Annotated in this window: 10 protein-coding genes; 3 read left to right on the plus strand and 7 right to left on the minus strand. The window is 42.4% G+C overall.

Going from position 1 to position 12,595, the window contains the following annotated elements; genetic code table 11:
* Positions 1–86: 86 nt before the first annotated feature.
* Together BM156_RS09520 and BM156_RS09525 are read right to left on the minus strand one after the other, a co-directional pair.
* Complete coding sequence (locus BM156_RS09520) at positions 87–1,262, minus strand: FecR family protein (protein ID WP_093919626.1); 1,176 nt, start codon at positions 1,260–1,262, stop codon at positions 87–89.
* Between the two features lie 105 nt (positions 1,263–1,367).
* Positions 1,368–1,940: an RNA polymerase sigma factor gene (locus tag BM156_RS09525; protein ID WP_093919627.1), complete on the minus strand. Its 573-nt coding sequence runs from the start codon at positions 1,938–1,940 to the stop codon at positions 1,368–1,370.
* Between the two features lie 520 nt (positions 1,941–2,460).
* Here BM156_RS09525 and BM156_RS09530 point away from each other — a divergent pair.
* The gene (locus tag BM156_RS09530) at positions 2,461–3,381 is read left to right on the plus strand and encodes an NAD(P)-dependent oxidoreductase (protein ID WP_093919628.1); all 921 of its coding nucleotides are present in this window, start codon (positions 2,461–2,463) and stop codon (positions 3,379–3,381) included.
* Here the strand turns inward: BM156_RS09530 and BM156_RS09535 are convergent.
* The 4 genes from BM156_RS09535 to BM156_RS09550 form a co-directional block, all read right to left on the minus strand.
* Positions 3,349–4,149, minus strand: a complete 801-nt coding sequence (locus BM156_RS09535) for an aspartate dehydrogenase domain-containing protein (protein ID WP_093919629.1) — start codon at positions 4,147–4,149, stop codon at positions 3,349–3,351. The two genes, BM156_RS09530 and BM156_RS09535, sit on opposite strands and share 33 nt — an antisense overlap.
* 222 nt (positions 4,150–4,371) lie before the next feature.
* Positions 4,372–5,358, minus strand: coding sequence for a lipoate--protein ligase (locus BM156_RS09540; RefSeq protein ID WP_093919630.1), 987 nt, complete (start codon positions 5,356–5,358; stop codon positions 4,372–4,374).
* A gap of 901 nt (positions 5,359–6,259) precedes the next feature.
* Positions 6,260–6,481: a DUF5808 domain-containing protein gene (locus tag BM156_RS09545; RefSeq protein WP_212733469.1), complete on the minus strand. Its 222-nt coding sequence runs from the start codon at positions 6,479–6,481 to the stop codon at positions 6,260–6,262.
* A gap of 104 nt (positions 6,482–6,585) precedes the next feature.
* Complete coding sequence (locus BM156_RS09550; RefSeq protein ID WP_212733470.1) at positions 6,586–7,425, minus strand: ion transporter; 840 nt, start codon at positions 7,423–7,425, stop codon at positions 6,586–6,588.
* Between the two features lie 545 nt (positions 7,426–7,970).
* Here BM156_RS09550 and BM156_RS09560 point away from each other — a divergent pair.
* Together BM156_RS09560 and ftsH are read left to right on the plus strand one after the other, a co-directional pair.
* The gene (locus tag BM156_RS09560; protein WP_093919632.1) at positions 7,971–8,660 is read left to right on the plus strand and encodes a hypothetical protein; all 690 of its coding nucleotides are present in this window, start codon (positions 7,971–7,973) and stop codon (positions 8,658–8,660) included.
* Positions 8,661–9,125: 465 nt separating this feature from the next.
* Positions 9,126–11,027 (plus strand): ATP-dependent zinc metalloprotease FtsH, encoded by a 1,902-nt coding sequence (gene ftsH / locus BM156_RS09570; protein ID WP_093919634.1) that lies wholly within the window; start codon positions 9,126–9,128, stop codon positions 11,025–11,027.
* A gap of 17 nt (positions 11,028–11,044) precedes the next feature.
* Here ftsH and cls read toward each other — a convergent pair whose 3' ends face one another.
* Positions 11,045–12,490: a cardiolipin synthase gene (gene cls / locus BM156_RS09575; RefSeq protein WP_093919635.1), complete on the minus strand. Its 1,446-nt coding sequence runs from the start codon at positions 12,488–12,490 to the stop codon at positions 11,045–11,047.
* Positions 12,491–12,595: the final 105 nt, after the last annotated feature.

Here is a 12,595-nt window from a genome sequence, read left to right on the forward strand (position 1 = left end):
GTTTTGGTTAATACTTATAATCCGGTGAAGAAGGATTGTATTGACTCGATCAAAGCGGGAAATGGGGGAACATTTTCCGCTTACTTCTAGTTAACTATTATCGTATTCTCAACAATATTAAAATCTGCTTTTTTAGTTAGTTCCAGGATATCCAGTACTTGGCTCAAGTTTTCGTACCGCTCAACATCAACCGAGAATCTTAGCTGACGGCTTGCTGGTTTTTTGAATTCCACATCAATGTCATACCATCGACTCAGATCTTTAAAAATTTCTTCCAAGGTGTTGTCTTCAAACAATATGCGTCCATTCTTCCAAGCGATGTATTTATTGACATCCACATTTTTTATTGCGATACCAGTGGCCGACAAAGAGGCTTGCTGATTTGGCAATAAGTTGGAACTTTGATCTGAATCAAGCTGTTTTATTGATACTTTTCCGGTAATCAGCGTGGTGGTAAGTTCCGGTTCATCCGAATAGGCACGAATGTTAAAGGAGGTCCCAAGCACATTGATCGCCATCTTTGATGTATGCACAATAAAAGGACTGTTCTTATTCTTCTTTACGTCAAAAAACGCTTCTCCATTTTGGAGATAAACCTCTCGTACATTCGACGCAAAAGCAACAGGGTATTTAATTGAAGTCTCAGAGTTTAACCACACTTTGGTACTATCGGAAAGGATTAACAGGTATTCTCCACCGCGTGGAATTTGAATTTCGTTGTACTGTATTTCTTCATGCTTTTGTGGAGTTTCCTGTGAGCTGTACAAAATTTCTTTGGGGCCATTTTGAACAACGATACCATCCAAATCTGCGATCAAATCCTTTTTTACTTCCAGGTCAACCACACTCCCATCAGCAAGTTTTAGTATGGCCTTACTTGATCCCGGGCCAATTTCACTGACCACAGTTGCTATAGGCGTTTCTTTTACTTCCCGATTTTGCTGAATGATTAGCCAGCTGGCAATAACAAAGGGAATTAGAATTGCAGCATACTTGAAAGCATTCCGATAAAGCTTTCTTACTTTCGTTTGTTTCGCTACTCGTTCAAACTCCCTGAAGGCCTTTTGTTGATCAAATTGCACCAAATCATCCAGCTTCCTGGGAATCTTCGTTTCATCCATCAAATCATCATACAAGGCATGATTTCCCTCACTTTCGTTGACCCAGTCATTAAGGGTTTCTTGCTCATGCTCTGTTAAAGCTCTTTCTCGCTTAATTAGCAAAAGCTTTACAATCTTATCTATTTGCTTAAATCGATCCATTGTTTACAACACTTATTACTATAACACGGATATGAAAAACAGGGGTGACGGTTATGAAATATTTTTTCGAAAAGATTTGAATTTGCAAAAGAAAGCATGCTGGCTTTATTTCATCATTTTGATTAGGAACAGCAAAACGGACCAACTCAATTCTTTACGCAACACGCTGTATGCCCGAAGTTTTAGCGACTTGACCGTGTTGATTGAGATGTCCAGTTCTTCAGCGATTTCTTTATTGGAGAAACCTTCAAGGCTTAATAAAATGATTCTTTTTCTTTCAGGCGAAAGCTTTTCTATGGCAACATGAATTTGACGATAAAACTCTTCTTCAATCAATAGTTGCTCAATCGATTTATCCTCCAGAACTATAGTCTGGATCTCTTTATCGGATGAAAAATCAATATCTGACAATTTTGAATTATCACGAATGCTATTCAGACAGGCATTTTTGACGGAGAAATACAAATATGATTTAAGCGCTCTGGTCGAATTAAACTTCGAGTCGCTTCGCCATAGTCGGATGAAGACATCCTGAACAATATCTTCGACAAGGTCGTTCTGCTTGAAAAAACTGGAAGCGAAGCTGCACAATGAGGGGTAAAAATTAGCATACAAATACTTGTAGCCATCAATTCGTTTTTGGTTAATTAGTTCTAATATATTAGCGCCCTTTTCCATCAAGTACAAATATAGATATCTTAACAGTAAAAAAACAGAAACTTAACAATAAGCTATTCTTCCATTCAAAAAGGTTTGATTAGGTCCTGCCTTTCGAACCTTTCATTTCAATAGAGCAAAACATTTCGGATAAAGAATCAATGTGGGAATTAGGCTTTACTATTCACATTCAGTTACACGAAGTAGCTGAAAGCCTATCGTGTAAGAATTTCTTAGGCCAGAATTGAATTCTCCCTTAGCTTCATGTCCGGTTTCGGCAAACAACATTTCGTACATCAATAACCAGCTTATTCCTCTCCGAACATTTGATTAAGCACTTTGCTTTGGCTATTTTTAGCCACTGTTGCTATTTACAGCAAATTCTGATACTGCCACCATAGCCAGTTTAAGCAAGTCATCCCTGTTTTTGTACTACGCATTCTCTTTTGAGGAGGTGTTTGAGTGCATATGGAATAAGCTTAAAACGTCTAATGAATCAGTATCAGAAACTAAGTATGAAGAATAAAATAGAACTAGTATCATGTTTAAGAAACTTGTGGCAATTGAACCGGTTAGTTTAATTCCATCTGCAGAGAAAGCGTTAAATCAGTATGCAAAAGAAGTGGTCATGCACCAGGATATTCCTTCGGATGATGATGAAATAATCAAGCGGATAGGTAATGCTGACGCGGTATTGCTGAGCTATACGTCATCCATTAACCAGACGGTACTGGAGCAATGCTCCGAAGTAAAATACATTGGCATGTGCTGCTCGCTTTATTCTCCTGAGAGTGCCAATGTCGATATTAAATACGCCAACGAAAAAGGGATCACCGTTACCGGCATTCGCGATTATGGCGACGAAGGCGTGGTAGAATATGTGGTGAGTGAGCTTGTTCGCTGCCTGCACGGTTTTGGAACCAATCCCGATGGAAGCTCGGCAAAACCTTGGGATGGCATGGCTCGGGAAATTACCGGCCTTAAAGTTGGAATTGTGGGTTTAGGAAAATCGGGAGGTATGATTGCAGACGCGCTCCATTTCTTTGGTGCCGACATCACCTACTTTGCCCGAAGCAAAAAAGAAGAAGCTGAAAAGAAGGGCTATCGCTTTCTGCCGTTGAATGAATTACTCTCGCAAAGCGAAGTGGTATTTTGCTGTTTAAACAAAAATACCATTCTGCTTCACGAAAATGAGTTTACCCAACTGGGCAACCGGAAGATTCTATTCAACACCGGACTTTCTCCTGCCTGGGATGAAGCTCCTTTTGCCCGCTGGATTGATGCTGACAATCGTTGCTATTGCGATACCCTCGGAGCTTTGGGAGATGAAAAGTTCCTGGCTCATCCGAATGTGCGTTGCATGCAGGTGTCAACTGGCCGTACCCGCCAGGCCTTTGTGCGCCTGAGCGAAAAAGTATTGGCCAACTTATCAGAATACGATGGGCAAACTGATATTGCGTAGCGTATTAACCACCGACCAGCCTGCAATTTGGGCTGTTTGACTATACACATCGATCACTGCATGAACCTGTTCATTCCGGACTTCAATGCGGTGATCGTCGCCAACAAAGTCTGGGGTTGATGTTACCGACACCTGAATGTCTTCGGGCCCCACTGAAGCCAGCGAAGCAGCTACTGCAACATTCACCTTGGTTGGGAAAAGTGCAATGGCCTCCTGGGCATTTCCTTCAAACACTTTTCGCTTTTCAGTTTGCAAAGCTTCGTCATACACTGAAGTTCCCTTCAGAGAATTTGGCCCCTTCTCGGTGTCAAACGATACCCTTGTTTTGCCCATCAGCGAAGCGGTACGCAACACATCAAAGCCACCTGTTGCTCCTGATACGATATGCACACGTTGGCTGTTTTCCCGTGCCGTTTGCTCCACGTCCTGATAAAACGCACGATTGGCTAAAGCTCCAATGGACAAAACCACCAGCGATGTGCCATTTTTCAATGCCGGTAAAGCCAACTCTCTCAAGGCTGCTGGCGATGCTGATTCTACCAGGTAATCGGGCTTCAGTGCCAACAGTTCATCCAGCGAAGAACAAACTTGACAAGTATAATCAGAATCAGCTTTCTCTATTTTATTGGCAATTGCTTCGGCTTTCTCTTTCGTGCGAGACAGCACTCCAACAAGCTGGTAGTCGGGCAAAATCCCATTGATTAGAGCATCTGCAACAATCTCGGCCAGCTTTCCACAGCCTACAATAACAAGTCTTTTTGTATTCATAGTAATTGGTAATCTATTATGTCATTTTTTGCAGTAAAAATCATCGAATTGAAGAAAAGCAAAGGTATCAAAAGTTTATTGAATAAGGCGAATAGCAAGTCTTACACCTTCTTCCATGATGTTTCTTCTAGTTAAAAAACGATAAAATAGTGTTGTTTAGCTAAAAGAAAAAAGCGCTGCTTAAATCAGCACCATTTCCCCCTAAGTATTGCCTGGAAAGTTTTACTGAAACAAGTCAATGAGTTCATCCAGGCTAACTTTCCCAAAATAGTCCGTTAAGTTAACCGATGACAGTACGCGCCGGATATGTTCTGTTTCGTGTAGTTGTCCAGCCAGCTGTTCTTCCAGCTCCTCAATGGGCTGTGAAGCAAAGAAATCTCCGAAGATCCGAGCTTGTCGAATCACCCCCTTCTTGACATCGAGGTGCAACTCAATAAATCCGGCAGGAACCTTAATCGCTTTCTTGAAATTATAAGCAGGCGAACCTCCAAAGTTCCAATCCCAGGTACTGTATTTTTCTTGAGCCAGCTGCTCTATTTCAGCGACCTCCTGGGGATTAAGTTCATGAATGCGGCTAGGTTCCGCATTTTCGCGAATGATTTGATCGATCAGCAATTGCTTGAACTTATCGATCGTTATTCCTCCCGGGAAATAGTCAATCAAATTGGTTACACGAGCACGGGCCGACTTCACGGCTTTGTCCTTAAACTTGAGCGGATTAATTTTCAGGGCTTCGCTCAAAACCTGCATTTCCGAGTTCAAAAGGATGGTGCCATGCTGAATCATCTTGCCATTACGGGCCAGCTTGGCATTTCCGCTAAACTTCTTACCATCCACCAGTAAGTCGTTGCGGCCTTCCAATTTAGCCGGTACATCCAATCCATTCAGCAGGTCAACCACGGGCTGTGTGAACTTTGAGAAATCCGAAAAATCCTCGTCTCCCAGTGGCGTATGGAACGAAAAATTCAGGTTTCCCAAATCATGGTAAACCGCTCCTCCTCCCGTAAGTCGTCGAACTACCTTAATTTGGTTCTCGGTGACATAGTCGAGATTGATCTCTGCCAAGGTATTCTGAAACCTTCCTACAATAATGGATGGTGCATTGATGTACAGCAAAAACAGCTCCTCCTTAGGGTACTTGTTCAGCAGGTATTCTTCAGTAGCAATATTGAAATAAGCGTTGTTCGATGGCGAGTCAATAATCAGCATGGTTCTTTTTTTTTGCCAAAAATAGCAGTTTTTAAAGGATAAACACTCAATAACAGCGAAGGAATAACTTGGTTTAATTTCTATTCATAGGGCGATCCCCCTCAGCTCGTTGGGCTTTTAAGATTACATTCATTCAAATGCTCCTCCTTCATCTCGCACCAAAGGTGCGTTTACATAAAGGCAGAACCTCGCCCTATTGCCAGAGCACCCGCCAGACCTACAGACCTATAGGGTCGTGGACTCAATGGGCACTCCGTGTTCATAAATCGATACCCCATCTTCATGCGATGAATCCGTTGGGCTTTTATATTGCACTCATTCAATTTACTGTCCTTTTTTCCGCACCAAAGGTGCATTCGCAAACAGGACAGGGCAACGCCCTGTGGTCAGAGTATTCGCCAGACCAGTAGCCCTGAAAGGGCGTGAGCCTAATGGATACTCCATATTCATTGGTCAATCTCCTAGGTCAACGCGATCAGCTCGTTGGGCTTTTTAAAGTTATACAATATTTAGACAAATCCCTTTTCCACCCGCACCAAAGGTGCATCCACAAACAGGCCAGGGAAACGCTATCTTGTCTGGGATGTCTTTATCAATTAGCTTCTCGCGTTGTTTAGTGCTGAAGGTGATGTTTAGATACACTTTGGATAATGATTGTGGCATAGTTTACTCGTTTTGGTGAGACAATCGCTGTTGCCCTTTCAGGGCGTTATTTCATAGTGTAACCTATATTCATAGGGCGGATGCCCTATGCTCATGCTATAAGCCCGTTGGGCTTTTATATTGCACTCATTCAATTTACTGTCCTTTTTTCCGCACCAAAGGTGCATTCGCATTAGGACAGGGCATCACCCTGTTGTATGAGTACCCGCCAATCCTACAGCCCTGAAGGGGCGTGAGCCTAACCTGTATAAGTTCCGAGCAAAATAATAATGACAATTAAGGCGATCAGTGCCGGCCAGGCGTACGGGTTGCCGAAATTGAAGGTCCATCCCATCCAACGGCTGTATTTGGGAACAATCAGTCGCGGATCTTTGCGGTTAACGTAAAAAGGACCTTTCCAGTTGTTGAGATCCCGACTCATCGCATCCAGTAGTTCTTTTTCCAACTTCCTTCTTTTCATTCGTTCATTGATTTAATGATTAGCTTCTGCCCTTTCCGGGCCTAATTGGTTTTTAGTTTACACACAAGTTGCGGGTTATTCTTAGGTTTCTGTTGAGCTTTATTTTATAGTTTTCGGTTAATTTCCTTCCCACAATGCGGACATGCATCTTCGCTTGCCTCCTTCTTATCGATCTTATTCATAAAGCCAGCACTAATGATGCCTGTGGGAAGTGCTACAATACCAATTCCCAAGATCGCAATCAATGAACTAATTACTTTTCCAACGGCAGTAATTGGATAAACATCTCCATACCCGACTGTTGTTAATGTAGCAATGGCCCACCAAAATGTAGCAAAAATATTTGGGAACTTATCTGGCTGTATCTTGCTTTCAACATCATACATTAAAAAAGATGAAATCAGTAATATCAGAACAGAGACAAAGCCCGTTACAGCTAGTTCTGATCTTTTTTCTTTCACTACTGACCAAATTAAATTCAAAGAGCTATTGTAGCGGTTTAACTTCATCAATCGGAAAAAACGCATTAACCTAAAAAGACGAAGAAACCTCATATCCACCGCAATAAGGAATGGTAAATAGAATGGTAGAATTGCCACCAAATCAATCATTCCATAGCCAGAAAATACAAACTTAAAAATTGATTTTACCTGACTGGAACTAGGATGTGTCAGGTCAGCTACATACAACCGCATCAGGTACTCAATGGTGAAAATGATTATTGAGATTAGCTCAAATATTCTTAAGAAACCCCCTGCCTTTATTCTAATCTCTGGAACTGTTCCTATAGCTAATGCAACGACATTGAGTATAATGAGGAGCATAATCCCATAATCAAAAACTAGGTTGTATTTTGATCCATGAGCTCCCTTGTTAACAACACGATAGATTTTTTCCTTTAGCATCGCTTCTTTAGTCAGGTTTTGACCAATAAATCTACCCAAATCCCTTGAATAAAATTTCTGTTAAGTGGTTTTTCTATTCGTCAGTTATTAACACTAGTTCATTGTTCGAGAGGCAAAATCGCTTGGTTGGGTCATCGACTTTGTTGGTTGGCATGTCAACTTCTTCGGTAAGGGCATCAACTTCGTTTTGGAGGGGACTGACCTCTCTGGTAAACACGTTTACCTCTCTGGTAGGGTCATTTACCTTTCTGGTAAGCACGTTTACCTCTCTGGTAAGGTCATTTACCTCTCTGGTAGACTCATTTACCAACTAAACTTGCCTAAAAAGGTCGTTTTTAAGCATAAAAGAGCAAAAAGCAGCAAAAACAGATCATTTTGGGACTTAACCAGGCATTTTCCTGAGGCTACCCTCCATTTTTGCACGAATACACCATCTAAAGATCAACCAATCAACGAATAATCACCCCATAACAATATGTTCGATAACATTAAAAAGACCTACCAAATGGTCTTTCATTTTAAGTTCAATCGCTGTAATTTGTATCATAATTATTGGTTTGATAAAATCTCTAAAACAAATAATCATGTCAACAAATTTTAATTTTAGCTTTGGGACACTAACTCAGCGTGCGGATCGAATTGACAGTTTACTGCAACGCGATTCCGCTGAGTTTGAACACATGGGCTACGATGACAGCTATCGGAATCGCTTAAAAGCAGATGTCGAAGTCTTTCGTCAGTTACCATCTGACGACTACTGGTTGGGCCAACAGATGCTCAAAACAGAAGACAAGAAAAGATTTCAACAAAGTCTGGAAGATCAACTGATTAACCTGCGCTTTCGGGCTAAGATGGCCTTAGGCGAACAATCGGTTGAATATCGGGCGCTTCGGTTTGGTAAAATACAAACAATGAAGGAGCAAGACCTCATTATTTTTGCCAACCATGTGAGTACCACCTGTCGTGAAATGCTGGAAAAACTGGCCCAGCGTAACATCACCGAATCCATGCTCGAGGATTTGGATGTAACCACCCAGCAACTGGATGATGCCATTGACGAACAAAAGAAAATGATTTCGACCCGCGAAGCCAAGTCGTTTGAGCGTGAAGAGAAGGCCAACGCCATTTACACACAGATTGCTGAAATATGCGAGGTCGGCAAAAAGATTTGGGAAGAAAAGAACGAGGCCTATTACAACGACTATGTGATTTACGGATCGAAAGAAGCTGTTACTGAAGAAGAAGAAACTCAAGCCGAAGAATCGGCAGAATAGCTCGGGTTGAGATAACTCATGCTAAAAAGCTCCGGAAACGGGGCTTTTTTTTATGCCCCGGAATTGGTTCAACGCAAATACTCTCCTCCTTTTTATTGCGAACAAAAAATTAAAAAAGCGAAATGCCGCAACAATTTTTTCTCAATTTATTCAGGAAAAAGCCCTAATTTAATAGGAGTTCAAATGAATGACATGGATGGCTTGGTTCTTTTTTGCTTGTTGCGCTTTTTAACTTTCTGAAAAACAGGAAAATACAAAAACACGATTATATGCAAACGGGATCATCGGAAGAAGGTATTTCCGACCTGTCGAATAAAAGCCAACCGCGAGAAGCACTAAGCTTACATTCAACGAACAAAAAGTTGAGATTGCATAAACGGCCAACAAGCGATAGTTAATTGCAACGGTAACCTGCCTATGAGATTAGCTGCTATTGGTGCTAATAAAAACCCTTAATCAATCGGTATGAACAAAAAAACGAAATTCTCACTATCCTACTTTCTGAGTATTTTCCTGGTCATGATTTTAGTGGAGGCCATCTTCTTTTCTGGCTCAACAACCAAAGAGATTCCTTACAGTACGTTTATTGCCGACGTTAAGAGCGGTAAAATTGAAAATGCCTTTATCACCCAGGATAAAATCTATGGCAACTACCTACCGGAAGGACAAACAACAAGTACGATCAAAGACGAAGAGGCGATTCAAACAGAGGGTAAGCCGGCTCCCTGGCGTTTCGACTATAAAAAGCGAAAAGAAGAGCTTAGTCGACAGTTTTATGTTATAAAAATTGAAGATCCCAACTTGGTGGCAACACTTGAGCTGGGCAAGGTGAATTTTAAGGGAATCATTGAAAACAATTGGTTGGCTAACTTCTTTGCTAATTGGATATTGCCCTTTATCATCATTTCCATCATTTGGGGATTTGTGATGCGACGCATGAGCAACTCATCGAAGATGGGAGGCCAATTTTTGAATGTTGGTGAAAAGAAAGCCAAAATCTATCCGGCAGATACCCAACACCTCACCCACTTTAAAGATGTGGCCGGATGCGATGAAGCCAAGCAAGAGCTGGCCGAGGTTGTTGACTTTCTGAAAAATCCCGAAAAATATACCAATCTGGGGGCTAAGATTCCCAAGGGCATTTTGTTGGTGGGACCTCCAGGAACCGGTAAAACCCTACTGGCTAAGGCTGTTGCAGGCGAAGCTGGCGTTTTGTTTTATGCCATGTCGGGCTCCGACTTTGTTGAGATGTTTGTAGGTGTAGGTGCCGCAAGGGTTCGCGACCTATTTACCGAGGCCAAGGCCAAAGCTCCATGCATTATTTTCATTGATGAGATTGATGCCATTGGTAAAGCACGCTCATCAAATGGTATGGGGGGAAATGATGAGCGGGAAAATACACTCAACCAGCTGTTGGTTGAAATGAATGGTTTTGAAGATGACTCAGCCGTCATTGTGCTGGCAGCCACCAACCGCCCCGAAACACTGGACAAAGCGTTGCTACGTCCTGGCCGTTTCGACCGGCAGGTAACCGTGGATCGTCCCGACTTGGAAGGCCGACAAATGATTTTGAACGTCCATGTGAAAAAGATCAAACTGGCGAAAGACGTTGAGTTAAGAGAAATTGCAGCTCAAACAGCCGGTTTTGTAGGGGCCGACCTGGCCAACCTGTGTAACGAAGCGGCCTTATTCGCCGCTCGGGGAAACAAACAGGAAGTACACCACAAAGACTTTCTGGATGCTTTTGAGCGAGTTATTGCAGGCCTGGAAAAGAAATCAACCATCATCAATGTTAACGAAAAGAAGGTGGTAGCTTACCATGAGTCGGGGCACGCAATTGTTGGCTACTACACCAAAGGGGCCGATCCGGTACGAAAGATATCCATCGTCCCCCGGGGTTCGGGAGCTTTAGGCTATGTGTTGCAAGCACCGTCGGAGCAGCGTTTCCTAATGGGACAAAACGAGCTGATTGGCAAAATAAAAGGGTTACTGGGAGGTCGTGCTGCTGAAGACCTCGTGTTTGGAGAGGTCTCTACAGGTGCATCCAACGACCTTGAAAAGGTGTCATCCATTGTTAAAGCCATGTTTGTTGAATACGGAATGAGCAAGAATGCCCCTAACCTTTCATTGAAAATGCCGGGACAGAATAGCTACCTGGGAGTTACTGACAATGTCTATCCCATGTCGGAAGAACTGAGAAAAAGCCTGGATCAGGAGGCCAAAGAACTGGTAGCCCAGTGTTATACAGAAACCAAGCAGTTTTTGGAAGCGCATCGCGAACAGCTCAATAAACTGGCCGGTATTCTGCTCGATAAAGAAGTCTTGGATGAACAGGATGTTGTCCGTATTTTGGGGAAGAAGGCGTAAAAGCGGGCATTCTCAAACTACATCAATGACGAAAACAAACGCATCAATCGCTCAAACAACTTGATGTAGACAGGACGGCGTTGCCAGTTGGCAAGTGTCACCTGTTCCGAATTATCCAGGTCCTCCTCAAAGCTACTCGCCAGGCTTGCCGCAATTTCATGATCGTAAGCAAGAGCATTGATCTCGAAGTTCAGGTCGAAACTGCGGTGGTCCAGGTTGGTTGTTCCCACAAAAGACAGGTACTTATCGCATACAATGGTTTTGGCATGAACAAAACCTTTATTGTATCGGTAAATTTCGACACCGGCTTCCAGCAATTCCTCGTAATATGAGCTGGAAGCAGCATTAACGAAGATTGAATCGGATACGCCAGGTACCAATAGGCGAATCCTCACACCGCTAAAGGCTGCAATTTTTAGCATGTCAAGCAAGGACTTGTCCGGAATAAAATAGGGAGTTGTCAATAACACCTCTTTCCGCGACAAAGCGATGGCTTGAACCATCGTGTATAAGATACTTGAATGATCGGAATCGGGACCGGCTGCCACCATTTGGACGAGTTTATCGCCCTTCAATTCTGATGGTATAATAACGGGGAAATAGGCCGGGGAAAATTCGATTTTTTGCTTGGAACAGAAATTCCAATCCGTCAGGAAAACATACTGAAGATGCATCACAGCCTGACCCGTTATCTTCAGGTGAGTATCCCTCCAGTATAGCTGATTATTGCCGGAGTTAATGTACCGATCAGATACATTGATTCCGCCAACATAGCCACAAACTCCATCTACAATGACAATCTTCCGGTGATTGCGATAATTCATCCGATTGGCAAACCAAATGGAGCGTATCTTATAAAAAGGAAAGGCTTGCACACCCGCAGCTTGCAAGCGTTTTATAAATAATTTCCGAATGCTTGAGCTTCCAAAGTCATCATAAATAAACCGAACCTCGACTCCTTCCCGGGCTTTATCCATTAAAATATCAGCAATCTCAGTTCCAATCGAATCATCTTCGTAAATATAATACTCAATGTGAATGTGATGCTTAGCCGACTTTAGACTACGAATCAGCTCGGGAAACTTGTTTTCCCCATTGATGAGTGGGACCAACTCATTCTTCAAACTCGACAGGTTTTCCGCTGCTATATGTGTTGCCAGCGGGTAATAGTAGTCAATTTCATTTTGCTTGCGAGCCAATACCTCCTTCGAAAACTCATGAATTTGCCTTTCAAACTCAGGGAAAGCGGCTTTATCAAACTTGAGCTTTTTATTGTACAGCGACCGTTTACGGTAATTTACCCCAACGGAAAGGTAAAATAAAATTCCTCCCACAGGCACAAAAAGCACTAAGAAAATATAGGCTAAAGTTTTACTGGGGGTGTATGTGTTGATCAAAATCTCAACACATACTCCCAGTACTATAAGGTAATAGGCAATGATTAAAATATCTAAACTTTCCACAAGGCTTCTTTCAACGATGAATCATAGCAAAATACAACATTGCTTCGATAAAGATCGGTAAAAAAACAAAAAATTGTTCTGCTCTAGTGAACTGTTTAACGATTC

It is taken from the genome of Sunxiuqinia elliptica (genome assembly GCF_900113005.1).
Classification (GTDB): Bacteria; Bacteroidota; Bacteroidia; order Bacteroidales; family Prolixibacteraceae; genus Sunxiuqinia; species Sunxiuqinia elliptica.

What these genes read in the sequence shown, in the direction of transcription:
- BM156_RS09520 (WP_093919626.1), bottom strand. Translation starts at nt 1,262, where the DNA reads ATGGATCGATTTAAGCAAATAGATAAGATTGTAAAGCTTTTGCTAATT.
- BM156_RS09525 (WP_093919627.1), bottom strand. Translation starts at nt 1,940, where the DNA reads ATGGAAAAGGGCGCTAATATATTAGAACTAATTAACCAAAAACGAATT.
- BM156_RS09530 (WP_093919628.1), top strand. Translation starts at nt 2,461, where the DNA reads ATGTTTAAGAAACTTGTGGCAATTGAACCGGTTAGTTTAATTCCATCT.
- BM156_RS09535 (WP_093919629.1), bottom strand. Translation starts at nt 4,149, where the DNA reads ATGAATACAAAAAGACTTGTTATTGTAGGCTGTGGAAAGCTGGCCGAG.
- BM156_RS09540 (WP_093919630.1), bottom strand. Translation starts at nt 5,358, where the DNA reads ATGCTGATTATTGACTCGCCATCGAACAACGCTTATTTCAATATTGCT.
- BM156_RS09545 (WP_212733469.1), bottom strand. Translation starts at nt 6,481, where the DNA reads ATGAAAAGAAGGAAGTTGGAAAAAGAACTACTGGATGCGATGAGTCGG.
- BM156_RS09560 (WP_093919632.1), top strand. Translation starts at nt 7,971, where the DNA reads ATGTCAACAAATTTTAATTTTAGCTTTGGGACACTAACTCAGCGTGCG.
- ftsH (WP_093919634.1), top strand. Translation starts at nt 9,126, where the DNA reads ATGAACAAAAAAACGAAATTCTCACTATCCTACTTTCTGAGTATTTTC.